Raw genomic sequence first — 26,487 nt, forward strand, 5'->3', positions numbered from 1 at the left:
GTTTGGCGAGTGGAAGATCAGCGCGCGGCAATCGCCGCGGCAGCGCCGCCCATGATGCTCGCCGAGACGCGGTTGGCGATCCGCATGGCGCGTGGGCTGCGGATGATGCGCCGTGCCTGGACGGCTGCGGCAACCCAGGCAAGATCGACCGCCATCAGCACCAGCGCCATCGCGACGGTGAGTTCCAGCCAGCCGATCACCGTGACCGAGGCCAGGTCGATGATGGTCGGCAGCAGCGCCATGTAGAACATCATGATCTTCGGATTGCCGAGGGTGACGGCAAGGCCGGCAGCGAACATCTTCCACGGCGATTCGGCGCGTGGCAGGTCGCTTTCCTCGACCGAGACCGGTGCGGTCCACATCCGGTAAGCCAACAGGCAGAGATAGGCGACGCCGGCCCACTTGATGACGAGGAAGGCGAAGTGGAAGGTCTGCGCGACGATGGCGAGGCCGAACACCGCCATCGACAGCCAGATGCCCTCGCCGATCCACATGGCGGCGAGGAACGGCATCACGTCGCGGCTGCCTTTGCTGATGACGCGTGCAACCAGTGCGGCGACGGAAGGGCCGGGTGATCCGGCGGCAACGAAAAGCGCGCCGGCGAAGATGACGAGCGATGTCAGATCCATGAGGCGTATCCTCCGGGCTGCATCATCACCTCCGGCCGGCGCGTGTCAATGAAAGAGAGCGATCAGAGGTAGCGGCCGCCGCGCTGCAGGACCTCGATCTCATAGCCGTCCGGATCGGCGATGAAGAAGAAGCGCGCGATCACCTCGCCGCCCGGCGCGAAGTCAACCAGCTTGCGCGGGTTAAAGCCGAGTTCGGTCAGGCGCGCATGCTCGGCAGCGACGTCCTCGACGGAGACCGCAAGGTGGCCGTAGCCGTTGCCGCGATCATACGGTTCCTCGCGGCCCTTGTTGATGGTCAGCTCCAGCTCGAACTCGCTCTCCTTGTTGGAGAGGTAGACCAGCGTGAACGTTTCGAAGTCGAGGCGCTCAGCGACCTCGAGGCCGAAGGCCTTGTTGTAGAAGTCGATCGATCGCTGCTCGTCGAGAACGCGGATCATCGAGTGGATCATCTTGGCCATTTTCAAGCTCCTGGCATCTGGTGCGGAAACGAAAACGGCGACCATTCGGCCGCCGCATTCTGACTAAGCCGGGCCTTCCGGCCCGTGAGCGCTATCAGGCCGCGCTGGCCTTCTGCTTCTCGAAGCGCTTGCGGTCGTTCGGGTCGAGATACATCTTGCGCAGGCGGATCGACTTCGGCGTGACCTCTACCAGCTCGTCATCCTGGATCCACGACAGCGCGCGCTCGAGCGTCATGCGGATCGGCGGGGTCAGCTTGACCGCTTCATCCTTGCCGGCGGCGCGGATGTTGGTCAACTTCTTGCCCTTGAGCACGTTGACCTCGAGGTCATTGTCGCGCGAGTGGATGCCGATGATCATGCCCTGGTAGACCTTGACGCCCGGATCGATGATCATCGGGCCCCGGTCCTCGAGGTTGAACAGCGCGTAGGCCACTGCCTCGCCCTGGTCATTCGAGATCAGGACGCCGTTGGTGCGGCCCGGCAGCTCGCCCTTGTAGGGCTGGTACGAGTGGAACAGACGGTTCATCACCGCCGTGCCACGCGTGTCGGTGAGCAGCTCCGACTGGTAGCCGATCAGGCCGCGGGTCGGGGCGTGGAAGACGAGGCGCTGGCGATCGCCGCCCGACGGGCGAAGCTCGATCATGTCGGCCTTGCGCTCGCTCATCTTCTGCACGACGACGCCGGCATGCTCCTCATCGACGTCGATGACGACCTCTTCGATCGGCTCCAGCGTCTGGCCGTTCTCGTCCTTCTGCATGACGACGCGCGGGCGCGACACGGCAAGCTCGAAGCCTTCGCGGCGCATGGTCTCGATCAGCACGGCGAGCTGCAGTTCGCCGCGGCCGGAGACGTAGAACGAGTCCTTGTCTTCCGACTCCTCGATCTTCAGCGCGACGTTGCCCTCGGCTTCCTTGAGCAGGCGGTCGCGGATGACGCGGCTCGTCACTTTGTCGCCCTCGGTGCCGGCCAGCGGCGAGTCGTTGACGAGGAAGGACATGGTCACGGTCGGCGGATCGATCGGCTGGGCCTGCAGCGGCTCGGTGACCGCCGGATCGCAGAAAGTATCGGCGACGGTGCCCTTGGAGAGGCCGGCGATCGCGACGATGTCGCCCGCCTGCGCGTCCTCGATCGGCTGGCGCTCGAGACCACGGAAGGCGAGGATCTTGGTGACGCGGCCGGTTTCCAGCAGCGAACCGTCATGGTGGAGCACCTTCACCGCCTGGTTCGGCTTCAGCGAGCCGGACTCGATGCGGCCGGTGACGATGCGGCCGAGGAACGGGTTGGCCTCGAGGATGGTGCCGATCATGCGGAACGGGCCTTCCTTCACGGTCGGCTCCGGCACGTGCTTCAACACCAGGTCGAACAGCGGCGCGAGACCCTGGTCCTTCGGGCCTTCCGGCGATTCCGACATCCAGCCATCGCGGCCCGAGCCGTAAAGGATCGGGAAGTCGAGCTGCTCATCGGTCGCGTCAAGCGCGGCGAACAGGTCGAACACCTCGTTGATGACCTCGACGTGGCGTGCGTCCGGACGGTCGATCTTGTTGATGGCGACGATCGGCTTGAGGCCGACCTTGAGCGCCTTGCCGACCACGAACTTGGTCTGCGGCATCGGGCCCTCGGCGGCATCGACGAGCACGATCGCGCCGTCCACCATGTTCAGGATGCGCTCGACCTCACCGCCAAAGTCGGCGTGGCCCGGGGTATCGACGATGTTGATGCGCGTGTCCTTCCACTCGACCGAAGTTGCCTTGGCCAGAATGGTGATGCCGCGTTCCTTTTCGATGTCGCCTGAGTCCATTGCGCGCTCGGCGACGCGCTGGTTGTCGCGGACCGAGCCGGACTGTTTCAGGAGCGCATCGACAAGCGTGGTCTTTCCATGGTCGACATGCGCGATGATCGCGATGTTTCGAAGCTTCATATGTCCTCAGGAGGCTTGCGCGGCACAGGGGGCGCGCCGATTTCAATGGGCGGCTCTTATCGTTTTTTTAGGATTTGCGAAAGGGGGACATCAAAATGGGGAGATTGTCTCCCGGCGATGAACGGTCCGTAGTAGACTGGGCATCTGCCGCAGATGCCGGGAAAGTCTAGAATAACAGCCACATCAACTGCGGACATGCGGGCTCAACTTTCCGTCACCATTCCGCGACAGGAGGGTCCGATGCGGAAACTTCAGGCTCAAGGCGTCCATCACATCACGCTCGTCGGCGCGGACCGGCAAACCTCAATCGACTTTTGGGAAGGCGTGCTTGGCATGCCTTTCGTGTTCGAGCAGCCCAACCTCGACAATCCGAATGAGAGCCACCTCTATTTCGACCCGGGCGATGGCCGCCTCATCACCATCTTCACCAATGAGGAGCGCAAGGGTGACCGCTCGCGCGGGCCAGCCCCAGTCGGCGCCGTCCACCACATCGCCTTCTCGGTGTCGAGGGTCACCTTCCTGCAGGCGGTCGAGCGTCTTGACGAGCGAAAGATCGCCCATAGCGGCGTGAAGGATCGCGGCTTCATGGACTCGATCTATTTCAAGGACCCGCTGGGCCTTTTGATCGAACTCGCCTCCTATCGCTTCGAGCCGCCGCACGGCTTCACCCACGCCGACGTTTTGATGGAGGCGCACCACATCCGCGTCGCCGCTGGCGACTACAACATCAACGAGAAGCATCTGGCCGATGCCATCGAGAACCTTGTCCGGCACGGACGGCCCTCGCTGTCTGAAGATCGCCAGCCACGCGACCCCTACCGCCGGGGATGAATGGTTACCGCGGGCTAAGGTTAATTTTATTGAAACTTTTTTAACCGTTGCGCGTTAGGGGTTCCTTTAGAGGAGACGGAACCCCGCACATGAACGCGCCCTGGTTGGTCAAGATCGCTGCAGCAGCCACGATCCCTGCCCTGATTGGCATGGGAGCGGCTTTTTCTGCGCCGTCTGCCCGGGACGCTGTCGTCGTGCCGCCGGCTAAGGAAGACACCGTTTCCCTCGATACCTTCAAGCCCGGCGATCATGGCATCGACTATGCGCTTGTGACCGGCCCGCGCGCCGACCGCAGCAAGGCTCCGGCCTGCGCCGATCCCGAGCGCAGGGGCGACCTGCGCCCCTGCCTCTGATTTTTCACTAGAGTTTGAAGGTTTGACGCGCGACCTCAGGCGAGGCCGCGCTTTTCCATCATGGCGTCCGGCGTCGGCATGCGGCCACGGAAGGCCGTGTAGAGCTCTTCCGGATCGCGCGAGCCGCCAGCCGCGTAGATGTAGGTCTTGAGCTTGCGCGCCGTCTCGGCATCGAACGGATTGCCCGTCTCTTCGAAGGCGGAGAATGCGTCGGCATCGAGCACTTCCGACCACATGTAGGAGTAGTATCCGGCTGAGTAACCGTCGCCCGAGAAGACGTGCAGGAAGTGCGGCGTCCGATGACGCATGACGATCTCTTCCGGCATCTCCAGCTTTTCCAGCACCTTTGCCTCGAAAGCTAGCGGATCGGCCGGAGCCTCGCCCTGGCGGTGATACTCCATGTCGACCAGCGCCGAGGAGGTGAACTCGACGGTGGCGAAGCCGGCATTGAAGGTCCGCGCCGTCAGCATCTTGTCGAGCAGCTCCTTCGGCATCGGCTCGCCGGTCTTGTAGTGGCGCGCGTGCTTCTCCAGCACCTCAGGCACCGTCAGCCAGTGCTCGTAAAGCTGCGACGGCAGTTCGACGAAGTCGCGCGACACCGAGGTGCCCGCAACCGAGGGCCACGTGACCTCGGTGAGCATGCCGTGCAGCGCGTGGCCGAACTCGTGGAACAGCGTACGCGCATCGTCCATCGACAGGAGCGCCGGCTGGCCCTTCGGCGGCTTCGCGAAGTTCATCACGTTGTAGATGATCGGTGACGCACCCTTGCCGAGCGAGTAGCCGCTTTCGAGCGAGCTCATCCACGCGCCGGAGCGCTTGGATGGGCGGTTGAAGTAGTCGGCAAGGAAGGTCGCTCGGTGCGAGCCGTCTGGGTTCTTCACCTGGAATACCCGCACTTCCTCGTGCCAGGTGGCAATGCCGGTCTTTTCCTCGAAGGTCACGCCGAACAGCCGTGTCGCCACGTCGAAGCAGGCATCGATGATGTGGTCGAGCTGCAGGTACGGCTTAAGCTCTGCCTCGTCGAACGCGTATTTCTGCGCGCGCAGCTTTTCCTGCCAGTAGCGCCAGTCGGCGGCGGTCAGCTTTTCATTGCTGCCGGCCTCGGCCGCAATCTTCTGGAGCTCGTCGCGGTCGGCCAGCGCCTTCGCGCGCGCCTTCTGCCAGACCGGCTCGAGCAGGTTCATCACCGCATCCGGCGTCTTCGCCATCGTGTCGTCGAGCTTGAATGCCGCAAAGCTCTCGTAGCCGAGGAGCTTTGCCTTCTCGGCGCGCAGCGACAGCGTCTCGCGGACGTTCTCGCGGTTGTCGTGTTCGCCGCCGTTCTCGCCGCGCTTGGTGAAGGCCTCGAAGGCCTTGGCGCGAAGGTCCGCACGATCGGAGAATGTCAGGAACGGCTCGATGATCGAGCGCGACAGCGTCACCGCATAGCGGCCTTCCTCACCACGCGAGGCGGCAGCCTCCGCCATCGCCGACACGAGGAAGTCCGGCAGGCCAGCGAGGTCATCGCCGCCGTCGAGGAACAGCGCCCAGCCGGCTTCGTCGGCGAGCACGTTCTGCCCGAACTGCGCGCCGAGCGAAGCAAGGCGCTCGTTGATCGCGGCAAGACGCTGCTTGTCCTCGGCATTGAGCTTGGCGCCCGCCCGGACGAAGCGCTTCCAGGTCTTTTCGAGCACGCGCCCGGTCTCGGCATCGAGACCGAGCGCGTCGCGCTGCGCATAGAGCTCGTCGATGCGCGCAAACAGCGCTTCGTTCATGTAGATCGCGGAGAAGTGGCGCGACATGCGCGGTGCAATCTCGCGCTCGAGCTTCTGGATCTCGGGATTAGTGTGCGCTCCAGCGCGCATCCAGAAGATCGCGGATACTTTGCCGAGCGCGTCGCCGGCGAGTTCCAGCGCGGCGAGCGTGTTGTCGATGGTCGGCTTGTCGGGGTTCGACGCGATGGCGGCGATCTCGGCTTCGTGCGCGGCAAGAGCTGCATCGAAGACGGGAGCAAACTGGTCGTCGGAAATCTTGTCGAAGGCAGGCAGGCCAAGCGGCCCCGTCCAGTTCGTCAGGGGATGGCTGGCTAGATCGGACATGAATGACTCCGGAGGATTGCAGGAAATGCAGAAGGCGGGTTGCACCTGATGTAGGCGCGGCCCGCCCGCCGTGCAACGCTCCAGACGTCGCGGTTATTTGTAGTCCGGCCGCTCGAAGTCGCCGGTGGCCGGGTTCATCGCCCAAAGCTCTCCGGTCGAAATATCGAACCAGGCGCCGTGCAGCGACAGCTTGCCCTTCCCTTCGAGGATCGAGACACACGGGAAGCTGCGCAGGTTCGCCAGCGAATAGCGGATCGAGATGCGCTCGAGCGCGGTCTGGCGCTCGCCGGGCGTCATCATCGTGTTGTTGGCAACGGCCTCGGCGGCAGGGGCAACGAGGCCCATCCACTTGCCGATGAAGTCACCGGGCGACAGCGGCGGCGCTGACGGGTCGAGTGCCGCCTTGATGCCGCCGCAGCGGCCGTGGCCGAGCACGACGATGTGCTTGACCTTGAGGCTCTGCACCGCGAATTCGAGCGCTGCCGACGTCGCATGGTGCTTGTCGTCCGGCTCATAGGGCGGGACAAGGTTGGCGACGTTGCGCACGACGAAGAGTTCGCCGGGGCCGCAGTCAAAAATGGTTTCGGGGGCCGCGCGCGAGTCGCAGCAGGCGATCACCATCGTCTCGGGTGTCTGGCCTTCTTTTGCGAGCTTGCGGTAACGGTCGCTTTCGGAAGCGTAGCGACCGCTCATGAAGTCGCGGTAGCCACGGAGGAGGTGGGGGGGAAGAGCGTCCATGGCTTGCGGATAAACCTAAAACGGCTATCGCGCAACAATTCCGCTCATGCCCATATGGCAATCGAATTACCGTAACGGTCGGTCGGCGGCGGGTTTGGAAAGGGCCTTGCAAGCCCGCCGCGGCGCCTTTCCGCGACCAAAAGCATCGCGCAGGCGTCGAGAAAATCATCGGCAGCCGAGCGGCGCGGCGGCGGCTGGTCAAGGAAGGCGCGAGGCAGCCCGCTTCTTGCCAGCAGCGCCCGGCGCTCCTCCATTCCGGCCGGATTGACCGCGCCCTTGATCTTCTTCGGCAGGCTCATCGCCTTCTCGCCGTTGAGGCGCCAGAAGGCGACTTCGGGATGAGACTCGATCAACCGTTCCCGTAATTGCGGTTCTGTAATGAGCAACTGGTCGATCTCGCGAATCTTGGAGAAGATGCCAAACGCCTGGATCGAGATCGCGCGTGGCGGCTCCGAAGTCTGCCGCGCGACTGCGCTCGCGCGGCGGTGTGCGTCATACCATTCTTCTGTGCTGGTAAACGGTCCCGCCTCGGCATAGACCGCCGCTCGCGACGGGATCGAAAACACACTCGACTGGCGCTGACCGAGGAACTTCCTGACCAGCGCCTCCGGTCCGCGCCCGCCATGGCCGACATGGTCTGGAAGCCCTATCGGCATGTCGACCGCGACCTGCGTATCTGTCGGCAGGCTGTCGATCAGCGTCTCGAAGTCAGGATAGACCGTAGCGGACGGCGCGCCGCCGTCGTCGCGGAAGACGGCGACCCAGCCTCCCTTGCAGCCATCGACGCCGCAGGCAAGGCTCACGCAGACTTGCCTCCGCGCGGCTCGACCAGCCGCCGCGTCTGCACCATCGCCATCGGGTGGACGATGCTCTGTGCATCCGTCGCGAGCATCAGGTCTTCCGAGCCGCGCTTGACCGCCCGCGCGACCACCTCAAACACGGCGGCCGTTGCCGAACGCAGCGCCTTGTCGGGCGTGAGGCCTTCCATCAGCCGCGCAAGGAAGACCGCCGCAAACAGGTCGCCGGTGCCCTTCGGCGCGTTCTCAACAGCACGGTGCTCGGCAAGCACCGCCTCGCGCTTCGTCACCAGCAGGTTGCCGATCGAGCCCGCCATCATCGCATGCGCGGACGTGACCAGCATCGTCGCGGGGCCGAGCTCGCGCGCGGCGCGGATCGTCGAGGTGTTGTCGTCGAGGCTATGACCGATGATCCATTCGAGCTCGGAGCGGTTCGGCGTCGCAATGTCCGCGAGCGGCAGCAGCTCGTCGCGGATCGCCTCCGCGATCTCCTGCGATACGTAGAGCCCCTTCTCGTCGCCGCAGACCGGATCGCAGAGATAGACCGCGTCGGGGTTCTGCTCTTTTAGCGCCCGCACGAGCCCCGCGACCGCCTTCGCCTGTGCCGCGTCGCCAAAATAGCCGCTGATGATGGCGCCTGCCTCGCCGAGAAGCGGCGAATTGGCAAAATCCTCCATCAGGGAGGCAAACTGGCTCTCATCGGCGACGATGCGTGTGGAGCGGCCCTGATTGGGATGCCACGCGAGCGTGATCGTCGGCACCGCCCAGACGGGAAAACCGAGTTGTTCCAGCGCAAACACCACGGTGCGGTTGCCGACGGAGCCGCGCACGACGTGGCTGGAGATGACGATGATGGGCGGATGGAGCGTGGTTTGGTCGTTGTGCATCTGTCAGCCGGCAGTGAATGCGAAATCGAGGAGCCACCAGATCAGGTAGAGAAGCAGGGCCACGCCACCCCAGCGGCCGATGCGGGTTCCCCACAGCTCCACCCAGTCGGCCTGGTCGGCGTCCCTGCCGGCCATGTGGTCGCGGGCGCGCCCGAGCATGGTCGGCTCGCTTTCCAGTCCGACACGGTCGATGATCCGCCGTGCTTCATCCGTGGCCCTGTCGTCCCGGCTCATCTGATTTTTCCCAGCAAGAGCGCCAGCTTAGTCGCGCGTCTGCCCCCCACACAAGCGATGATTGCGCGCCATTTGCGTCTCGACGGAATGAAGCTAAGGTCAGGCGTCACAACCTGCCGGATTACGTGCCATGTCGCGCAACCTCATCTCCGCATTGTTCCTCGCACTTCTCATGCCGCTGCTCACCGCCTGCGGCTTCAACACCATCCCGACGGCGGAAGAGCGCGCCAAGGCCGCCTGGAGCGAGGTGCTCAACCAGTACCAGCGCCGCGCCGACCTGATTCCGAACCTCGTCGAGACGGTGAAGGGTTATGCTGCGCATGAGCGCGAGGTGCTGGAGTCGGTGGTCGAGGCCCGCGCCAAGGCCACGCAGGTTCAGGTCTCGCCCGAGATGCTGCAGGATCCGGCCGCCTTCCAGGCTTTCCAGGAAAGCCAGTCTCAGCTGACAAGCGCGCTGTCGCGCCTGCTCGCAGTTGTTGAGAATTATCCCGACCTCAAGGCGAACCAGAACTTCCTTGCCCTGCAGGCGCAGCTCGAGGGGACCGAAAACCGCATCGCGGTCGCCCGCCGCGACTACATCGAGGCGGTGCGCGTCTACAACACGACGCTGCGTACCTTCCCGTCGATCATCTGGGCCAAGCTCTGGTTCACCGATGCGGTGCCGTTCCAAAACTTCACCGTGTCGGAGGACAAGATGGAGGTGCCGCAAGTCAACTTCGGCACGAAGTAGTGGATTGCGGGCCGGTCGGGCGATGCGCGTCATGAGCCTTGCGGGCATTCTTCGCGCCCTGCTGATCGTCATCGCGATCGGCGCCGCGCTGCCTGCGCTTGCCCAGCAGCCGCAGCTTACCGGCCGCCTCGTCGACAGCGCCGGCATCATCGATGCCGCGACCGAAGCGGACCTCACCACAAAGCTCGCAGAGTTCGAGAAGAAGTCGTCCGATCAGATTGTCGTCGCCACGGTGCCGAACCTCGGCGGTGAGGCGATCGAGCCCTACGCCAACCGCTTGTTCCGCGCCTGGGGCCTCGGCCAGGCCGGCGAGAACAATGGCATCCTCCTCCTCGTCGCGCTTGAAGACCGCAAGATGCGCATCGAGGTTGGCTATGGCCTTGAGGGCACGCTGACCGACCTGCACTCCAAGCTCATCATCGAGAACACGATGGTGCCGGCCTTCCGCGCCGGCGATTATTCCGGCGGCATCTCGCGCGCCGTCGACGACATCATCATGGTGCTCGAGGGCAACGGCGCCGAGCTTGAAGCGCGCGCCGAGCGCAACCGCCACAGCGACAGCGCGTTCGACATCGACACCTGGATCGTCATCATCTTCTTCACGATCTGGTTCTCGATCTTCTTCGGCTCGATCGGCATCAGCCTGCTGGCCCCGATCTTCGGCCGCAAGATCGGCCCGCGCCGCTATCGCTGGCTCGGAATGGACGTCGACCTCAACCCGAAGCCGCGCCGCCGGCGCTCGTCCTCCGGCTGGGTGATCCACACCGGCGGCAGCGACTGGGCGGGCGGAGGTGGTGGCTGGTCCGGCGGCGGCGGATTTTCGGGAGGAGGCGGATCGTCGGGTGGCGGCGGCGCCTCGGGGAGCTGGTAGCGATGCCGATACCATCACTCACGCCTAAAGAGCACGAGCGGCTGGCAAACTGCATCCGCCAGGCCGAGGCAACCACGCGCGGCGAGATCTACTGCGTCATCGCGCGCACCAGCGACAGTTACATCTTCCCCGCCGCCTTCATGCTAACGATCGGCATGCTGATCGCCAGCCTTGCCGTCGCCTTCTGGCTCGACCGCAGCTGGCACGAGGTTTCGCACGTCACCTTCGTGCTGGCGCAGATCGCGGCGATTGCCGCCGCGCTTCTCCTCGCGCGCTTCGTGCCTGCGCTGCGCATTCGCATGGTGCCGCGTCGCCTCGCCTACCGGCGCGCGCACGACAATGCGCTGAAGCAGTTCCTCGCTCACAACGTCCACACGACCAAGCTGCGCACCGGCATCCTGATCTTCGTCTCGCTCGCCGAGCGTTACGCGGCGGTGATCGCCGATTCGGGAATCAATGCCGTCGTGGAGCAGTCGGAGTGGAACGACATCGTCGCGAAGCTGACGGCAGCAGCCAGGGCCGGTCATCTCGTTGACGGACTGGCCGAAGCGATCGGCCGTTCCGGCGAGCTTCTGACCGCGCATTTTCCCGGCGGAACCAACAATCCCAACGAGTTGGAAGACCACGTCGTCGAGATCTGACGGCTGCTTGAGCCTCGCAAAGAAAATTTTCGCGGCGGCCCTTGGACGGCTTGCCGGGCGGAATCCGCGAGGTTAACCTTAACAAATCATGAATACGCTGACGATCGACATCAGGAAGGCTGAGCCGCGCGACGCGGAAGCAGTCGCTTGCGTGCATCACGAAGCCTGGCAGAACGCCTATGCGGGCATCATCCCGCATCGCGCCCTCAATTCCATGATCGGCCGCCGCGGCCGCGCCTGGTGGGAGAACGCGATTCGCCGCGCTGCCAGCGTCCTCGTTGTCGAGATGGGCGGCGACATCGTCGGCTATGCCACGATCGGCCGCAACCGCGCCCGCGAATTGCCGCAGGAAGGCGAGATCTACGAGCTCTACCTGCGCCCTGAATACCAAGGCATCGGCCTTGGCACCCGCCTGTTCAACGCCGCCCGCGAGCGTCTCGCCGCACATGGCCTGTCGGGTCTCGTCGTCTGGGCGCTCGAGGAGAACGACGGCGCGCTGCGCTTCTACGAGGGTGCCGGCGGCCGGGACGTTGCCGAGGGCGTCGAGGTGTTCGACACCAAGGCGCTGCGCAAGGTCGCCTTCGTCTGGAACTGACGCACGCGAAAGCGGTCGTCAGTCACCGATCGCCCTCTTCTCAAACAACAATTGAACTGATCCTGCCTCTCCTGCAGCACGTTGTTGCATTGCAATAGCGAGCCGGTCGGTATATCGGCACGGGCGAGTTGCGCTCACCCGCCTGAGCGCGTTTTCAAGCCTGTCAGGAAAAAGAAAATGCGTATCGAATCCATCTCCATTGGCAAGAATCCGCCAGAAGACGTCAACGTCATCATCGAGGTCCCGGTTGGCGGACAGCCGATCAAGTACGAGATGGACAAGGAATCCGGCACGCTCGTCGTCGACCGCTTCCTCTACACCCCGATGACCTACCCGGGTAATTACGGCTTCGTCCCGCACACCCTGTCGGACGACGGCGACCCGATCGACGTTCTGGTCTGCAACACCCGCCCGCTCATCCCGGGCTGCGTCATCAACGTCCGCCCGATCGGCGTGCTGGTGATGGAAGACGATGGCGGCCAGGACGAGAAGGTCATCGCCGTTCCGGTCCCGAAGCTCACCCGCCGCTATGAGAAGGTGTTCGAGCACACCGATCTGCCGGAGATCACCCTCAAGCAGATCGAGCACTTCTTCGAGCACTACAAGGACCTCGAGCCGGGGAAGTGGGTCAAGATCGGCGGCTGGCACGGTTCCGACTACGCCAAGAAGCTAATCGTCGAGGCGATCGAGCGCGCCAAGAAAGCCAAGTAAAGACCCGGTCCTTTGCTCCCGGGGCGTCAGCCCCGGTTGTCCGTCCAGCGAACGACATCCGGCAGCGGCACGCTGCCGGCATCGACCGACGGCTCATCACCACATCTGAAATGGCGCGCCCTGCCATCGGCAATGCGGCGCGCCTTTTCATTTGCATTGGGATTTCCGGTTGCGACGACATAGGCGACCGCGCAGCCTTCGCCGTCGCTGAGCTGCCCGACCTTTTCGACCACCAGCACCTCGATCTGCTTGCCGTTGTCGTCGACCGGATTGGCGACGAACCAGCGATGGATGGTGGCAAACGGGGTTTCGACGTCACCGTCGCGCTCGATGCGCCATTCGATCTTCGGGCCGGTCGAGTTGAAGACGCCAAAACTCTCCCACGCAATCGCGTCCTCGCCGATCGGCGGAAAGCCGTAGAACACGGATTCGCGCAGGTCGCTGTACTGCAGGATCACCGGATAGCCGCGATAGCCGGCGCAGATCATGCTGACCCAGTCGCCGCCATCATCGCCCGCCTGATCGTAGACGGTGCAGTTCTGCTCGATGTCGATGTCGGTGTATTCGCTGAAGATTTCTTCGGCGACAGCGTCGGGACCAAGCGCGAGCGCGAGCGCCAGCAATGCCGGAAGCCGCATGGTGTCCTCCCCGGGCAAACTCCGCCCCGGCATGGTAGCCGCCGCCTTGCCGCGTGAAAAGCCGGGGTCAGGCCGACAGGCCGCGCACGCTCTCCTCAAGCGATTCCGGATCGCCGCTGACCCGCACCGTCTTCAGCCGCGCCGTATCGCCCGAGACGATCTCGACGTCGCGCGCAGGAACGCCAAGCGTCGAGGCGATCAGCTTGACCAGCGCCTGGTTGGCCTTGCCCTTTTCCGGCACCGCCCGCACCCGCGCCTTGAGATGCGCACGTCCGTCGGACGCGGTCTCGACGCCTTCGACCGCATCGCGCGACGATTTTGGCGTCAGGCGGACGAAAAGCTCGAGCCCGCCCGAAACTCGCCTGTAGAAGGAAGACTGCTCGTTCACACCAACTGAAGCAGCTCGGTACGAATGAGGGTACGGATGAAAAAGATTATGAGGAGGAGAAGAATAGGCGAGATGTCGATGCCGCCGAGATCCGGCATGAAGCGGCGGATCGGTCGCAGCGCCGGTTCCGTGATCCTATGCAGGAAGTAGCCGATATTGGCGACGAACTGGTTGCGCGGATTGACGACGTTGAACGCGTAGAGCCAGGAGAACACGGCCGACGCAATAATCAGCCACCAATAGATGCCGAGAGCGTAATCAACCGTGAGTAGTAGTGCGAGCATGCCGTTTCCCCTAAGAACCCGGAACATGTAAACAAGCCTGCCGGCAGCGGCAAGGGGAGCCGGCAATTCCGCGCTTCCGAAACGTGATGCGAAATGTGCGTCGCAGGCCCTTTTCGTCGCTTGACAGGTCGCTCACCCCGACCCTAAATTCCGCCACCTTCTTGAAGGGGCTGTAGCTCAGCTGGGAGAGCGCGTCGTTCGCAATGACGAGGTCAGGGGTTCGATCCCCCTCAGCTCCACCAAGGATTTCCTTATCTCAAACTCACTGGACGAAGCTTCGAGCCGCGCTGCATCGGAATTTCGTACATCGCCGGGGGCGCGACAAGCTCAGTAATCTTCAGCAGCTCTGGCCACCTCCAGATAAGAAGCGACGCAACGTGATGGAGTTCTGTCTTTTGGTAGCCGGGTGCCAGAATAAAGCCATGGAGCCCCGCACTGCGTAGCGCCGCCCGCTCTGCCGCGTTCTTCAGTAGCCTCCGATCACCTGAAATGAATATCCACCGCTCAGACGACTTCTTCAGAAGTTCGATCCACTCGACATCGGCGGAGTTTCGCCCGCGAGGCAGCCCGGGGACGTCTTTTATATGATACGCGGCATGGCCGTCTTTTTGGACAAAGCCATGCAACGTTGTAGCGAGTACTGGCGGCGTGCAATTGTCGAAGAAGACCTTCAAGCTGCCAAACGTTGCTCCAATCTTTCTTCAAATTCGAGCGCGCGACGTACCGCAGAAATTGGAGCTTCGTAGGCTTTCGCCGCGTCAACCTCGCCCATCAGACGCACCGCAGAAGCGAGGACGGCAGTCGGGATGCTCGTTTCCCCGTCAATTGGCGCGCCGAATGACCGCTCCGGATCCACGACGATATTCACCTGTCTTCCCGCGGGCCACCACATCTTCGGCAGTCCGTCCGCCCCGAAATCAACGGTCTTCAGAATGGGCTCCAACACTCCCTTAAACTCATATTGCCGCTTAAAGAGATTTAGAAGCCGCTCTGTCTGATTGCCATCATCATCTTCTTCTATGACATGAAGAAATATTTCCCTGCCCTCCGTCAAGAATCGATTCGTGGACAGCGGGTGACTTTGTTTTATGATTTCGCGTGCGAGTTTTATGGCCGCGCGAACGCGAATGGCAGAAACGCCCTGTCGAATGAAGGCATCAGCGACCCGCGCCTCCATCAAGTCACGAAAGCCCAGAACAAGACGCCCGTCGTCAAGCGTTACCTCAGGGTCCCACAGAGGTTCGTATTGTTTTCCTGCGGCTTCATGCCCGCGAAGCCACCGAAAAATTCTTGATGCAGGTATGTGAAGCAACCGACTTGCTTCGGCCGGAGTATAAAGGCCAACACCGATCAGATCATTCATCAGAGTCACCCTTCTCACCGTCCGAAGCACACCTCTAGTAGATATGAATCGTCCCGACGAAATCTGCAAGTAATAGCGGCCGCGGCTAGCGATCCGCGCGCCCCCCGGCCATGCTTTCGCCGACTTCCCCATAGACATCATCGACTCGTGACCGGCTGACGCTTCCCTGCGGCAACAGCGCGCGGGAACGCTTCCGGCTTTTCGATCCTTTGGGCGGGGAAAATGCTAATGGCGCGGCGCGTCTTGCGCGGCGCCGATTCGACATTGCGCCGACATATCGCGGGCGGGCCGCGACCTCCCGTAGCCCGACCGAACCGGGACGCCCAACATACCGGATACCGCATGCATATCATCATCATAAGCCGGCAAGAGGAAACGACTCGCCGGGCATTTCAGGCCAGCCAGCTTGCGCGCCTTGGCCTTTCCTTCGAGTTCCTTGACGCCTTCGAGGCCCGCGATCTCTCCGATGCCGAATGCCAGGCGGCCGCCAATGTCTGGCCCGGCCCGACGCTGCCGCAGGACATCGCCTGCTTCCATTCACACCGGATGGCCTGGCACAAGGTCGCCGAAATGGGCGCGCCGGTGCTGATCCTCGAGGACGACGCAGTGCTGGCCGACACGCTGCCGCAGGTGCTCGCCGAGATCGAGAGGTCGCCCATGCCGGCCAACACCGCCTACGACCTAGAATTCACGCCCGAGCCGCACATCCTCGCCGAGCACGAGAGCCTCACCTTCCTTGGCGGGAAGGTTGTCGCGCGGCGCGTCTACAAGAACCGCGTCGGGCTGGCCGCCTATGTGATCGGCCCTCAGGTCGCACGCCGCATGCTGCAGGACACCGAGCGCTACGGACTGGTCGATTCCTATTTCTGGCACCGGCCGTGGCTTTCCGGCCTGCAGATCGAGCCGGCGCAGGCCGTGCAGATGCGCTTCCTCGGCGAGGGCGACAGCGTCCTGGCGTTTCATCGCCCGCCGCAGAAGAAGCCGTTTCGGCCTGCAGGCAAGCTGCGCAAGGTCCTGCTGCAGCTGGAGCTGGAGCTCAACCGCGGCCGTTGCCTCCTGCAGGCTGCCTTCCGCTCGCAGCGGCGCGAGCCGCTGATCGACCGGGCGCAGTTCCACACCTGACGCCAAACGCGGCCCGGGTCGCGGCAGGGACGCTTCGCCCCCGGCCGCGGCACTGGTAATTTCCCGCCATTTCCGCCATATACCGCCCATGAGTGCGCTCGCTTCCTTCGCCAAGATGAACGGCATCGGCAACAAGATCATTGTTGCCGACATGCGCGGCCGCGCCGATCGCATCACGGCCGAGGCCGCGATCGCGCTCGTGGCCGATCCGGCAACCCATTTCGATCAGATCATGGCGATCCATGACCCGCGCATTGCGGGCACGGATTTCTACATCGAGATCATCAATTCCGACGGCACGCTGGCGCAGGCCTGCGGCAACGGCACCCGCTGCGTCGTCTCTGCGCTCGCGTCCGAGACCGGCCGGAAGGTGTTCACGTTCCAGACGCTCGCCGGCATCGTCAACGCGGTCGAGCACGAGGACGGGCTGATCTCAGTCGACATGGGTAAGCCTCGCCTTGGGTGGCAGGACATTCCGCTCGCCGAAGAGTTTGCCGACACCCGCGCCATCGAGCTGCAGGTCGGCCCGATCGATGCGCCGGTGCTGCATTCGCCCTCGGTCGCCTCGATGGGCAACCCGCACGCGATCTTCTGGGTCGACGAGGACGTCTGGTCTTACGACCTCGACAAGTTCGGGCCGCTGCTGGAAAACCACCCGATCTTCCCCGAGCGCGCCAACATCACCATTGCGCAGGTCACCTCGCGCACTTCGATGAACATCCGCACCTGGGAGCGCGGCGCAGGCCTCACGCTCGCCTGCGGCTCGGCTGCATGTGCTGCCGCCGTCTCCGGCGTGCGCACCGGCCGCACCGAGCGCAAGGTGACGATCACGGCGCCCAGCGGCGGCAAGCTCATCATTGAGTGGCGCGAGGACGAGCACGTCATCATGACCGGCCCGGCGGAATGGGAATTCGCTGGCGAGTTCGACCCGCAGACTGGCTCCTGGCAGCGCGTCAGCGAGGACGCGGCATGATGTTTAAGCGTTATGTGGGGATCACCCCCACCCCTAGCCCCTCCCCACAAGGGGGAGGGGAATTGGTGCATTTCGCATCGACGACAGCAACTGTTGCCGGGCTCCACGTCCCAGTATCCCCCTCCCCCTTGTGGGGAGGGGTACGGGGTGGGGGTAGTCTTGCGGAGGTGAAGCCGTGAGCGATCCAAAGGGCATCGACATCCTCACCTTCGGCTGCCGGCTCAATGCCTACGAATCCGAGGTGATGCGGCGCGAAGCGCATACGGCCGGGCTCGACACGCTCGCGGGCGGCGCGGTCATCGTCAACACCTGCGCGGTCACCGCCGAGGCGGTGCGCCAGGCCAAGCAGGCGATCCGCAAGGCCCGCCGCGAGAACCCGGACGCGCGCATCATCGTCACCGGCTGCGCGGCCCAGACCGACCCGGAAGGCTTTGGCTCGATGGACGAGGTCGACCTCGTCCTCGGCAATGAGGAAAAGCTCAAGGCGCACTCCTACCGCGCGTTGCCGGACTTCGGCGTCAACGATTTCGAGAAGGTCCGCGTCAACGACATCATGTCGGTGACCGAGACGGCCTCGCACATGGTGGATTCGCTGGAAGGCCGTGCCCGCGCCTTCGTGCAGGTGCAGAACGGCTGCGACCATCGCTGCACCTTCTGCATCATCCCCTATGGCCGCGGCAATTCCCGCTCGGTGCCGATGGGCTCGGTCGTCGAGCAGGTCAAGCGCCTCGTCGGCAATGGTTTTCGCGAGGTGGTGCTGACCGGCGTCGACCTCACCTCCTACGGCGGGGACCTCCCCGGCACGCCGAAGCTCGGCAAGCTGGTCACGACAATCCTCCGGCAGGTGCCCGACCTTGCACGCCTCCGCCTCTCGTCGATTGACTCGATCGAGGCCGATGAGAGCCTGATGGAGGCGATCGCCGGAGAAAGCCGGTTGATGCCCCACCTGCACTTGTCGCTGCAGGCCGGCGACGACATGATCCTCAAGCGCATGAAGCGGCGCCATCTGCGCGACGATTCCATCCGCTTCTGCGAAGAGGTGCGCCGCCTGCGCCCCGACATCGTCTTCGGCGCCGACATCATCGCCGGCTTCCCGACGGAAACCGACGCGATGTTCGAGAACTCGCTGAAGATCATCGAGGAGTGCGGCCTGACGCATCTTCACGTCTTCCCCTATTCACCGCGCAAGGGAACGCCGGCCGCGCGCATGCCGCAGGTCGACCGACGCATCGTCAAGGAACGCGCAGCCCGCCTGCGTGCCGCAGGCGACGCCGCGCACCTCGCTCATCTCGACCGCCTCGTCGGCTCGACGCAGCGCATCCTCATCGAGAAGGAAGGCATCGGCCGCGCCGAGGGCTTTTTCGTCACCTCGATCGCAGCAGGCGCGCCCGGCGACATCATCGAGGCGAAAATCTCGGGTCACGACGGCGAGAAGCTGATCGCCCAGACTGCCGCCATGCGCGCGGCCTGAAGCAACTGGCAGGAAACATGGCGCTCGGATTCATCAAGAAGATCTTCTCCTTCGGCAAGACGGAAGAGGAAGCGGCAAAGCCCGCGGAAGAGCAGGAAGTCCTGCAGCCCGCAGAGCCCGACGTTCCCGCGCCCCAGCCAGCCGAAGTTCCTGCCGAGCCGGCTCCCGAGCCCATTGCGCCCGAGGTTCCTGCAGAACCCGAGGTCGTGCCGCCGCAGCCCGAGGAAGTGCCCGCAGAGCCGGAGCCTGCTCCGGAAGTGCCACAACCCGAACCGGACGTTGCGCCTGCGCCAGAACCAGCGCGGCCCGAAATTCCGGCCGAGCCGGAACCGGTAATGCCGGAGCCGCAACCGGAGGAAGTCCCGCCGGCACCAGCCGAGCCGGAAATTCCGTCCGGCCCGTCGGAGATTCCGTCCACGCCGCAGCCGGAACTTTCCGCCGTCACCGCTGTCGAGGACCGCGCCCCGGCAAAGGTTATCGTCTCAAAAGCGGTTGAGGCGCGGGTCGAGGACGCGCCGGCGGAGGCAGAGACCCAGCCGCAACCGCGGCTGTCCTGGTACCAGCGCCTGTCTCAGGGCCTGTCACGATCGTCGCGCGAGCTGCGCGACTCGATCGCGGGCGTCTTCACCAAGCGCAAGCTGGACGAAGACACGCTGCAGGACCTTGAGGACGTGCTGCTGCGCGCTGATCTAGGCATGGAGACCGCGATCCGCGTGACGGATTCGCTGGCTTCCGGCCGCTACGGCAAGGACATTTCCGGCGAGGAAGTGCGCAAGGTGATGGCCGAGGAGATCGAGAAGGTGCTGGCGCCCGTGGCGAAGCCCCTCGAACTCGACCTCTCGCACAAGCCGCACGTCGTCCTCGTCGTCGGTGTCAATGGCACCGGCAAGACCACGACCATCGGCAAGCTGGCCGCGAAGCTCACCGCTGGCGGACTGAAGGTCACGCTCGCCGCGGGCGACACCTTCCGCGCCGCCGCGATCGAACAGCTGAAGATCTGGGGCGAGCGCACCGGCTCGGAGGTGGTTTCCTCCAAGCTCGGCGCGGATGCCGCCGGCCTCGCCTACGACGCCTTCGAGAAGGCGAAGGCGAACAATTCCGACGTCCTCATCATCGACACTGCCGGCCGCCTGCAGAACAAGGCCGAGCTGATGGCGGAGCTCGAAAAGATCGTCCGCGTGCTCGGCAAGCACGATCCGGAAGCGCCGCACACCGTGCTGCAGACGGTCGATGCCACCACCGGCCAGAACGCGCTCAACCAGGTCGAGATCTTCCGCAATGTCTCGGGCGTCAACGGTCTGGTGATGACCAAGCTCGACGGCACCGCACGCGGCGGCATCCTGGTCGCCATTGCCGCCAAGCATAAGCTGCCGGTCTATTTCATCGGCGTCGGCGAACAGGTCGACGACCTTGAGCCCTTCTCCGCCCGCGACTTCGCCCGGGCGATTGCTGGAGTAAATTGATGGATCAGCCCGTCTTTGAGCGCGATCCCTCGGACCCGAAGAAGCAGGAGCTCAACCCGCTGCTGAAGCTGGCGCTGGAGCTCGGGCCGCTGCTCGTCTTCTTCTTCGCCAATACGCGGGGCGAATGGCTCATCGATACCTGGCCCGTGCTCGGCGGGCTCGGCGGGCCGATCTTCGTCGCCACCGGCCTCTTCATGATCGCAACCGCGGTCGCGCTGGTTGTGTCGTGGCTGCTGACCCGCACACTGCCGATCATGCCGCTGGTGTCCGGCGTCGTCGTCTTCATCTTCGGCGCGCTGACGCTCTATTTGCAGGACGACGTCTTCATCAAGATGAAGCCGACCATCGTCAATTCGCTGTTCGGCGCGGTGCTGCTCGGCGGCCTCATATTCGGCAAGTCGCTGCTCGGCTATGTCTTCGACTCCGCTTTCAGGCTCGACGCCGAGGGCTGGCGCAAGCTGACGCTGCGCTGGGGCGTCTTCTTCTTCGTCCTCGCGGCGATGAACGAGGTCGTCTGGCGCAATTTCTCGACCGATTTCTGGGTCGCCTTCAAGGTCTGGGCGACGTTGCCGATCACCGTCCTCTTCACATTCAGCCAGATGCCGCTCATCATGCGCCATTCCGTGGAGGAAAAGCCGGCTGAATAGGAGGGGCGCAATGGAGTTCATTACCAGCAAGGAAGAACTCCGGGCCCGTTACGGCGAGACCTCTGAGCGCGCCAGGCTCAAGGAAATGCGCGCGCTCGACCACCACGCGCGCAACTTCATCGTTCACAGTCCCTTTGTGCTGATCGGATCTCAGGACGCCGAAGGACGCGCCGATGTCACGCCCAAGGGCGACAAGCCCGGCTTCGTCGCCGTCCTTGATGACGCGACGATCGCCATTCCCGACCGCCCCGGCAACAACCGACTCGACACCTGGGAGAACCTGCTCGCCAATCCGGCGGCGGGGCTATTGTTCATGATCCCCGGCATGAACGAAACGCTGCGCATCAATGGCAAGGGCCGGCTCACGGCTGATTTGGCCCTGCGCGAGAAATTCGCGGTCGACGGCAAACTGCCGATCACCGTTCTCGTCGTTACGGTCGAGGCTTGCTACATGCACTGCGCCAAGGCCTTCATGCGCTCACAACTCTGGAAGCCGGAGACATGGCCGGACCGTTCGACGCTGCCGACCCTCGGCCAGATCCTGGCCGACCAGATCGCGATGACCCAGAGCGGCGCGGAAGTCGACAAATCGCTTGCGGAGGCCTATGCCCGCACGATGTGGTGACCGCACCGCAAGCAGCAACGAGGGGCAGGCATGCATCAGCACAACGACGACGACCAGCTGGTCGAACTACTTTTCCGCAACGGGACGATCACGGTCATCGGCATCGTCCTGTCGTTCTCGCTTTCATTCGTGACGCAGTGGGCCAACAACCCGGTTCCGTGGGAGCTGGACGATCTGCCGGCGCTCGCCTGCCTGTTCCTGGGCATTGCCGCCCAGCTGCGCTCGCTCCTGGTCATGCTCGGCCACGACTCGCTCAAGCGCCGCGTCTTCGACCGGGCGAGCCGGACCTTCATGATCGGCGTGCTGCTGATTGCAGCCGGCGTGTTGGCAGCAATCATCGCCGATCTCGTCGCGCTCCTGAAATAGGCGCCAACACGACGGCAAAAGAAAAGGCGGGCCGAAGCCCGCCTTTCCTATCTTTAGGTCCCAGACGGCGCGTCAGACGCGGCGCTCGACCATCATCTTCTTGATCTCTGCGATCGCCTTGGCCGGGTTGAGGCCCTTCGGGCAGGCCTGCGTGCAGTTCATGATCGTGTGGCAGCGATAAAGGCGGAACGGGTCCTCGAGGTTGTCGAGGCGCTCACCGGTCGCTTCATCGCGGCTGTCGATCAGCCAGCGATAGGCCTGCAGCAGAATGGCCGGGCCAAGGTAGCGATCGCCGTTCCACCAGTAGCTCGGGCACGAGGTCTGGCAGCAGAAGCAGAGGATGCACTCGTAGAGGCCGTCGAGCTTGGCGCGGTCCTCGTGGCTCTGGCGCCATTCCTTCGCCGGGGTCGGCGATACGGTCTGCAGCCAGGGCTGGATCGAAGAGAGCTGCGCGTACGGCACGGTCAGGTCCGGCACCAGGTCCTTGACCACCGGCATGTGCGGCAGCGGGTAGACCTTGATCGCCCCGCTGATGTCGCTCATGCCCTTGGTGCAGGCCAGCGTGTTCGTGCCGTCGATGTTCATCGCACACGAACCGCAGATGCCCTCGCGGCAGGAGCGGCGCAACGTCAGCGTCGGGTCGATCTTGTTCTTGATGTACAGCAGTCCATCGAGAACCATCGGGCCGCAATCGTCCAGATCGACATAGTAGGTGTCGATGCGGGGATTTTCGTCGTCGTCCGGCGACCAGCGGTAGATGCGGAACTCACGAAGGTTGGTCGCGCCTTCCGGCTTCGGCCACACCTTGCCTTCTTGAACCCGGGAGTTCTTGGGTAGGGTGATTTCAACCATTCTCTTTCCCCGCGATCAGTAGACGCGCGCCTTGGGCGCAATCTTGGCCGGGTCGATGCCGCCCTCTTCGAGGGGCAGCATGGTCTCCGTGTGGACCGGGCGGTAGTCGAGCGTGACCTTGCCCTTCTCGTCCACCCACGACAGCGTGTGCTTGCGCCAGTTGACGTCGTCGCGCTGGGTGAAGTCCTCGCGCGCATGCGCACCGCGGCTTTCCTTGCGCGCCTCGGCGCCGTGCACCGTGGTGATGGCGCAGGCCATCAGGTTGTGCAGTTCCAGCGTCTCGACGAGGTCCGAGTTCCAGATCATCGAGCGGTCGTGGACCTTCACGTCCGGCAGCTCCGACCAGATCTCCGACATGCGACGGCAGCCGCTCTCGAGTGACTCCTGGGTGCGGAACACCGCAGCGTCTTCCTGCATCGCGCGCTGCATCTTCTCGCGCAGCACCGCCGTCGGCGTACCGCCGTTGGCGAAGCGCAGGCCGTCGAAGCGTTCCATGATCTTCTCGCAGGCCTGCTCGTTGATGTCCGGAACAGCCGAGTCGCGGTCGATCACTTGGCCGGCGCGGATCGCAGCGGCGCGGCCGAACACGACCAGGTCGATCAGCGAGTTCGAGCCGAGGCGGTTTGCACCGTGCACCGATGCGCAGCCTGCTTCGCCGACAGCCATCAGGCCCGGCTGGATGCGCTCCGGGTTGGCGGCGTCGGCGTTGAGCACCTCGCCCCAGTAGTTCGTCGGAATGCCGCCCATGTTGTAGTGGACGGTCGGCAGAACCGGGATCGGCTCGCGGGTCACGTCGACGCCAGCGAAGATCTTGGCGCTCTCCGAAATGCCCGGCAGGCGCTCGTGCAGGACCGCCGGATCGAGGTGGTCGAGGTGCAGGTAGATGTGGTCCTTGTTCTTGCCGACGCCGCGGCCCTCGCGGATCTCCAGCGTCATGCAGCGCGAGACGACGTCACGCGAGGCAAGGTCCTTTGCCGACGGAGCATAACGCTCCATGAATCGTTCGCCCTCGGAGTTGACGAGATAGCCGCCCTCGCCGCGGGCACCCTCTGTGATGAGGCAGCCTGCGCCGTAGATGCCGGTCGGGTGGAACTGGACGAACTCCATGTCCTGCAGCGGCAGGCCAGCGCGGGCAACCATGCCGTTGCCGTCGCCGGTGCAGGTGTGCGCGGACGTCGCCGAGAAGTAGGCACGGCCGTAGCCGCCGGTTGCCAGCACCACCATCTTCGCAGCGAAGCGGTGGATGGTGCCGTCGTCGAGGTTCCAGGCAACGACGCCGGTGCAGACGCCGTCGGTCATGATCAGGTCGAGCGCCAAGTACTCGATGAAGAACTGCGCGTTGTTCTTGACCGACTGGCCGTAGAGCGTGTGCAGGATCGCGTGGCCGGTACGGTCAGCCGCGGCGCAGGTACGCTGCACCGGAGGACCGTCACCGAAGTTCTGCATGTGGCCGCCGAACGGGCGCTGGTAGATGCGACCGTCTTCGGTACGGGAGAACGGAACGCCGTAGTGCTCGAGCTCGTAGACCGCAGCCGGAGCCTCGCGAGCGAGGTATTCCATGGCGTCGGTGTCGCCCAGCCAGTCAGAGCCCTTGACGGTGTCGTAGAGGTGCCACTGCCAGTGGTCCGGCCCCATGTTGCGCAACGAGGCGGCGATGCCGCCCTGTGCCGCTACGGTGTGCGAGCGGGTCGGGAACACCTTGGTGATGCAGGCCGTCTTCAGGCCCTGCTCGGCCATGCCGAGGGTGGCACGCAGGCCCGCGCCGCCGGCGCCGACCACGACCACGTCGAACTTGTGGTCGACGAAGGTATACGCTCTTCCGTTTACGGCAGGACGTTCGAGGTTCTTTCTGATCTCGGCCACGTCTTTAGCCTCCGAATGCGATCTTGAGCAGCGCGAACAAGGACGCCGCGCCAAGGATGAGGGTGTAGAAGATATTGAGCATCAGCAGCGCGATCTTGCAGAGCTCGCCGTGGACGTAGTCCTCGATGATCATCTGCATGCCGAGCTTCATGTGATAGAGCACGGAGAGCAGCGCGAGGATCAGCACGACCGTCACGAACGGATTGCCGAGCGTGGCGCGGACCTCGGCGAACGATGCATCGCTGAGCGCAATGATCAGGCCGATGAAGAACAGCATCAGCGGCAGGTTCGCAACGCCCGTCAGGCGCTGGTACCAGAAGTGGCCGGTGCCTTCGCGGGCGGCGCCGAGGCCGCGCACGCGCGAGAGTGGAGTGCGGAAATCGGACATATGCTTATGCTCCCCGCGCCATGTAGCCGATGATCCAGATCACCACGGTGATCGCGACCGAAATGAACGGCATCGCGACCGCCATGCGGGTGGACGCGTGCTTCTCGAGCCAGTGGCCGGTGTCCATGACGAAGTGGCGGATGCCGCCGATCGCGTGATGGATCAGCGCCCAGGTGAAGCCGAACAGGACCAGCCTGCCGAACCAGGACCCGTAGATCACGCTCAGCGTGTTGAACCAATCCTCGGACGTCGCCGCTGCGAGCAGCCAGGCAACGAACAGGAGGATACCGAAGTAAAGCGCGCCGCCGGTGATGCGGTGTACGATCGACATCACCATCGTCGGGATGGGTTTGTAGATCTGCAGGTGCGGTGAAAGTGGTCTGGCGCGGGTGGCTGTGGTTTTGCTCATGGCTCCCCCAAATCTAAGGGCCTCGCTCCGAGCTTATTCAACGGCGGTGCCGGTACGGATCGCGACCTTTTGGCGTGCGGGTCTTCTAATGCGGATTTCGCAGCGCGTCAAAGCCGTAAAGTGGCGATAATGCGGCCGAATTTCCCGCAAACCCGCTTCAATCGATTAATCGTCGCTTGCCCCACCGGCATTTTTTGCCGGCCGGGACGCAGGTTCACCTGCGGCAGGTAAGCGGTTCCTTGCCCGCATGCATCCAAAGCGCCTCACCGCCCTCGACCACGAGCGCCATTCCGCTCTGGCCGAAACGGGTGTTCTGATTCGGCGGCGCTGCCATCAGTTCGAACACCTCGCCCTCGGTGTTGGTGAGGCGCACCGCGCCACGGCCGGCTTCGACACGGATGCTGCCGCCGGTCTCGCAGGCATAGGTTGCGCTGCGTGGCTGGGGGACATTGCCGTCACCGATGGTGCCGGTCGTTTCGGACGTCGGGCCCGTCTCGGACACGCAGGCTGCAAGGAAAAGGACGGCGCCTGCTGCCAGGGCCACTCGCAGGGCGTCACGGCCCGGATGAAATTTCGTCGTCATGAGCGGCAGGGATGCTTTCAGTCGAATTGAGGATGAAGGGCCCGGAAGAGACGCCGGGCTCGCAGTGTCAGGCGACGTCGTAGCGAATGACGTGCGAGGTCCAGTCGGCGGGGGCTGCGATCTGCTCGTAGAGCCGGCGTCCTTCTTCCGGCTGGCGCGGCGCGTTGAGGATCAGCCGCGACCAGCCGCGCTCCTCCGCCTGATCGCTCAGGACGTCGATCAGCGCCTTGGCGATGCCCTTCTTGCGATGATCGTGGTGCACGTAAAGGTGATCGACCTGCCCGCAACGCAGGCCCGAAATCGGGTCCGGCATGTCGGTGAAGATGGCAAAGCCGACGAGATTGTCGTCGATGCGCGCGCCGAGCACTTCCGCCACGCGGTCCTGCAGCAGCGTCTCGGCATAGAACTCGTCCGGCCTGCGCGGCGCGCCGCGCTTCAGGGCCTGCACATAGGCGGCGAGCAGCGGCGCGAACGCCCGGGCGTCCTTGAGGCGCAGAAGGGTGATGTCGATCTGGTGTGGCTGATTCATGCACCGCTCCTTTATCGCAATTGTATCGGCCCAGGCGGATGGGGCTGTCAAT

At 64.1% G+C, this 26,487-nt stretch carries 33 protein-coding genes and 1 tRNA gene; 15 read left to right on the plus strand and 19 right to left on the minus strand.

Annotated elements, in window-relative coordinates; translation table 11 throughout:
• Positions 1 to 17 precede the first annotated feature (17 nt).
• The 3 genes from L610_RS16370 to typA all read right to left on the minus strand — a co-directional run bounded on the left by L610_RS16370 (position 18) and on the right by typA (position 3,005).
• Complete coding sequence (locus L610_RS16370) at positions 18 to 629, minus strand: LysE family translocator (RefSeq protein WP_144706389.1); 612 nt, start codon at positions 627 to 629, stop codon at positions 18 to 20.
• A 62-nt stretch (positions 630 to 691) separates the two neighbouring features.
• Positions 692 to 1,087 (minus strand): VOC family protein, encoded by a 396-nt coding sequence (locus tag L610_RS16375; protein ID WP_144706391.1) that lies wholly within the window; start codon positions 1,085 to 1,087, stop codon positions 692 to 694.
• Positions 1,088 to 1,181: 94 nt separating this feature from the next.
• A complete protein-coding gene (gene typA / locus L610_RS16380) occupies positions 1,182 to 3,005 on the minus strand; it encodes a translational GTPase TypA (RefSeq protein ID WP_024847232.1) in 1,824 nt (607 codons plus the stop codon).
• A gap of 240 nt (positions 3,006 to 3,245) precedes the next feature.
• Between typA and L610_RS16385 the strand changes: the two genes are divergently transcribed.
• Positions 3,246 to 3,836, plus strand: a complete 591-nt coding sequence (locus L610_RS16385) for a VOC family protein (RefSeq protein ID WP_144706393.1) — start codon at positions 3,246 to 3,248, stop codon at positions 3,834 to 3,836.
• An 89-nt stretch (positions 3,837 to 3,925) separates the two neighbouring features.
• Positions 3,926 to 4,189, plus strand: a complete 264-nt coding sequence (locus L610_RS16390; protein ID WP_144706395.1) for a hypothetical protein — start codon at positions 3,926 to 3,928, stop codon at positions 4,187 to 4,189.
• Positions 4,190 to 4,224: 35 nt separating this feature from the next.
• Here the strand turns inward: L610_RS16390 and L610_RS16395 are convergent, their stop codons facing one another.
• From L610_RS16395 to L610_RS16415, 5 genes are all read right to left on the minus strand, one after another.
• Positions 4,225 to 6,267, minus strand: a complete 2,043-nt coding sequence (locus L610_RS16395; RefSeq protein WP_024847229.1) for a M3 family metallopeptidase — start codon at positions 6,265 to 6,267, stop codon at positions 4,225 to 4,227.
• 93 nt (positions 6,268 to 6,360) lie between these two features.
• Complete coding sequence (locus tag L610_RS16400; protein ID WP_024847228.1) at positions 6,361 to 7,005, minus strand: carbonic anhydrase; 645 nt, start codon at positions 7,003 to 7,005, stop codon at positions 6,361 to 6,363.
• 44 nt (positions 7,006 to 7,049) lie between these two features.
• Positions 7,050 to 7,808: a DUF429 domain-containing protein gene (locus L610_RS16405; RefSeq protein WP_144706397.1), complete on the minus strand. Its 759-nt coding sequence runs from the start codon at positions 7,806 to 7,808 to the stop codon at positions 7,050 to 7,052.
• Positions 7,805 to 8,689, minus strand: coding sequence for a pyridoxal kinase PdxY (pdxY, locus tag L610_RS16410; RefSeq protein ID WP_144706399.1), 885 nt, complete (start codon positions 8,687 to 8,689; stop codon positions 7,805 to 7,807). Before pdxY ends, L610_RS16405 begins: the two co-directional genes overlap by 4 nt.
• A 3-nt stretch (positions 8,690 to 8,692) precedes the next feature.
• Positions 8,693 to 8,923 (minus strand): hypothetical protein, encoded by a 231-nt coding sequence (locus L610_RS16415; RefSeq protein WP_024847226.1) that lies wholly within the window; start codon positions 8,921 to 8,923, stop codon positions 8,693 to 8,695.
• 130 nt (positions 8,924 to 9,053) lie between these two features.
• On the opposite strand from L610_RS16415, the gene L610_RS16420 reads away from it, so the two are divergent.
• The 5 genes from L610_RS16420 to ppa all read left to right on the plus strand — a co-directional run bounded on the left by L610_RS16420 (position 9,054) and on the right by ppa (position 12,471).
• Positions 9,054 to 9,653, plus strand: a complete 600-nt coding sequence (locus tag L610_RS16420) for a LemA family protein (protein ID WP_024847225.1) — start codon at positions 9,054 to 9,056, stop codon at positions 9,651 to 9,653.
• A gap of 22 nt (positions 9,654 to 9,675) precedes the next feature.
• A complete protein-coding gene (locus L610_RS16425; RefSeq protein ID WP_144706401.1) occupies positions 9,676 to 10,524 on the plus strand; it encodes a YgcG family protein in 849 nt (282 codons plus the stop codon).
• A gap of 2 nt (positions 10,525 to 10,526) precedes the next feature.
• Complete coding sequence (locus L610_RS16430) at positions 10,527 to 11,165, plus strand: TPM domain-containing protein (protein WP_024847223.1); 639 nt, start codon at positions 10,527 to 10,529, stop codon at positions 11,163 to 11,165.
• 88 nt (positions 11,166 to 11,253) lie between these two features.
• The gene (locus L610_RS16435) at positions 11,254 to 11,760 is read left to right on the plus strand and encodes a GNAT family N-acetyltransferase (protein WP_024847222.1); all 507 of its coding nucleotides are present in this window, start codon (positions 11,254 to 11,256) and stop codon (positions 11,758 to 11,760) included.
• Positions 11,761 to 11,937: 177 nt separating this feature from the next.
• Positions 11,938 to 12,471, plus strand: coding sequence for an inorganic diphosphatase (ppa, locus tag L610_RS16440; protein WP_024847221.1), 534 nt, complete (start codon positions 11,938 to 11,940; stop codon positions 12,469 to 12,471).
• Between the two features lie 26 nt (positions 12,472 to 12,497).
• Here ppa and L610_RS16445 read toward each other — a convergent pair whose 3' ends face one another.
• From L610_RS16445 to L610_RS16455, 3 genes are all read right to left on the minus strand, one after another.
• Entirely contained in the window at positions 12,498 to 13,109 is a 612-nt protein-coding gene (locus L610_RS16445) for a hypothetical protein (RefSeq protein ID WP_024847220.1), read from the minus strand.
• 67 nt (positions 13,110 to 13,176) lie between these two features.
• Positions 13,177 to 13,497, minus strand: coding sequence for a DUF167 domain-containing protein (locus L610_RS16450; RefSeq protein WP_024847219.1), 321 nt, complete (start codon positions 13,495 to 13,497; stop codon positions 13,177 to 13,179).
• On the minus strand, positions 13,494 to 13,781 hold the full coding sequence (locus L610_RS16455) for a YggT family protein (RefSeq protein ID WP_024847218.1): 288 nt from the start codon (positions 13,779 to 13,781) through the stop codon (positions 13,494 to 13,496). Before L610_RS16455 ends, L610_RS16450 begins: the two co-directional genes overlap by 4 nt.
• Positions 13,782 to 13,947: 166 nt before the next feature.
• On the opposite strand from L610_RS16455, the gene L610_RS16460 reads away from it, so the two are divergent.
• Positions 13,948 to 14,023: transfer RNA gene (locus tag L610_RS16460), tRNA-Ala, on the plus strand.
• Positions 14,024 to 14,032: 9 nt separating this feature from the next.
• On the opposite strand, the gene L610_RS16465 is transcribed toward L610_RS16460, so the two are convergent.
• On the minus strand, positions 14,033 to 14,455 hold the full coding sequence (locus L610_RS16465) for a hypothetical protein (RefSeq protein WP_144706403.1): 423 nt from the start codon (positions 14,453 to 14,455) through the stop codon (positions 14,033 to 14,035).
• Complete coding sequence (locus L610_RS16470) at positions 14,452 to 15,144, minus strand: hypothetical protein (RefSeq protein ID WP_144706405.1); 693 nt, start codon at positions 15,142 to 15,144, stop codon at positions 14,452 to 14,454. The genes L610_RS16465 and L610_RS16470 overlap by 4 nt, the downstream gene beginning before the upstream one ends.
• 342 nt (positions 15,145 to 15,486) lie before the next feature.
• On the opposite strand from L610_RS16470, the gene L610_RS16475 reads away from it, so the two are divergent.
• From L610_RS16475 to L610_RS16505, 7 genes are all read left to right on the plus strand, one after another.
• On the plus strand, positions 15,487 to 16,266 hold the full coding sequence (locus tag L610_RS16475) for a glycosyltransferase family 25 protein (protein ID WP_024847215.1): 780 nt from the start codon (positions 15,487 to 15,489) through the stop codon (positions 16,264 to 16,266).
• Between the two features lie 88 nt (positions 16,267 to 16,354).
• Positions 16,355 to 17,239: a diaminopimelate epimerase gene (dapF, locus tag L610_RS16480; protein ID WP_024847214.1), complete on the plus strand. Its 885-nt coding sequence runs from the start codon at positions 16,355 to 16,357 to the stop codon at positions 17,237 to 17,239.
• 175 nt (positions 17,240 to 17,414) lie between these two features.
• Entirely contained in the window at positions 17,415 to 18,710 is a 1,296-nt protein-coding gene (gene mtaB, locus L610_RS16485; protein ID WP_034329358.1) for a tRNA (N(6)-L-threonylcarbamoyladenosine(37)-C(2))-methylthiotransferase MtaB, read from the plus strand.
• A 17-nt stretch (positions 18,711 to 18,727) separates the two neighbouring features.
• Positions 18,728 to 20,173, plus strand: a complete 1,446-nt coding sequence (ftsY, locus tag L610_RS16490; RefSeq protein WP_144706407.1) for a signal recognition particle-docking protein FtsY — start codon at positions 18,728 to 18,730, stop codon at positions 20,171 to 20,173.
• On the plus strand, positions 20,173 to 20,820 hold the full coding sequence (locus L610_RS16495; protein ID WP_024847211.1) for a septation protein A: 648 nt from the start codon (positions 20,173 to 20,175) through the stop codon (positions 20,818 to 20,820). Before ftsY ends, L610_RS16495 begins: the two co-directional genes overlap by 1 nt.
• Before the next feature lie 10 nt (positions 20,821 to 20,830).
• Positions 20,831 to 21,445: a pyridoxamine 5'-phosphate oxidase family protein gene (locus tag L610_RS16500; protein ID WP_024847210.1), complete on the plus strand. Its 615-nt coding sequence runs from the start codon at positions 20,831 to 20,833 to the stop codon at positions 21,443 to 21,445.
• 30 nt (positions 21,446 to 21,475) lie between these two features.
• Positions 21,476 to 21,811, plus strand: a complete 336-nt coding sequence (locus L610_RS16505; RefSeq protein WP_024847209.1) for a hypothetical protein — start codon at positions 21,476 to 21,478, stop codon at positions 21,809 to 21,811.
• Positions 21,812 to 21,883: 72 nt separating this feature from the next.
• On the opposite strand, the gene L610_RS16510 is transcribed toward L610_RS16505, so the two are convergent.
• From L610_RS16510 to L610_RS16535, 6 genes are all read right to left on the minus strand, one after another.
• On the minus strand, positions 21,884 to 22,663 hold the full coding sequence (locus tag L610_RS16510) for a succinate dehydrogenase iron-sulfur subunit (RefSeq protein ID WP_024847208.1): 780 nt from the start codon (positions 22,661 to 22,663) through the stop codon (positions 21,884 to 21,886).
• Positions 22,664 to 22,678: 15 nt separating this feature from the next.
• Positions 22,679 to 24,517 carry a succinate dehydrogenase flavoprotein subunit gene (gene sdhA / locus L610_RS16515; RefSeq protein WP_144706521.1) on the minus strand — a complete coding sequence of 613 codons (1,839 nt, stop codon included), beginning with the start codon at positions 24,515 to 24,517 and terminating at the stop codon, positions 22,679 to 22,681.
• 13 nt (positions 24,518 to 24,530) lie between these two features.
• Positions 24,531 to 24,914, minus strand: coding sequence for a succinate dehydrogenase, hydrophobic membrane anchor protein (gene sdhD, locus L610_RS16520; RefSeq protein WP_024847206.1), 384 nt, complete (start codon positions 24,912 to 24,914; stop codon positions 24,531 to 24,533).
• A 4-nt stretch (positions 24,915 to 24,918) separates the two neighbouring features.
• Positions 24,919 to 25,323: a succinate dehydrogenase, cytochrome b556 subunit gene (gene sdhC / locus L610_RS16525; protein ID WP_144706409.1), complete on the minus strand. Its 405-nt coding sequence runs from the start codon at positions 25,321 to 25,323 to the stop codon at positions 24,919 to 24,921.
• 214 nt (positions 25,324 to 25,537) lie between these two features.
• Positions 25,538 to 25,906 (minus strand): hypothetical protein, encoded by a 369-nt coding sequence (locus L610_RS16530; RefSeq protein WP_144706411.1) that lies wholly within the window; start codon positions 25,904 to 25,906, stop codon positions 25,538 to 25,540.
• A gap of 67 nt (positions 25,907 to 25,973) precedes the next feature.
• A complete protein-coding gene (locus L610_RS16535) occupies positions 25,974 to 26,435 on the minus strand; it encodes a GNAT family N-acetyltransferase (protein WP_024847203.1) in 462 nt (153 codons plus the stop codon).
• Between the last annotated feature and the right edge of the window lie 52 nt (positions 26,436 to 26,487).

The sequence above is a fragment of the Aminobacter sp. J44 genome (assembly GCF_007829415.1).
In the GTDB taxonomy this organism is placed as follows: Bacteria; Pseudomonadota; Alphaproteobacteria; order Rhizobiales; family Rhizobiaceae; genus Aerobium.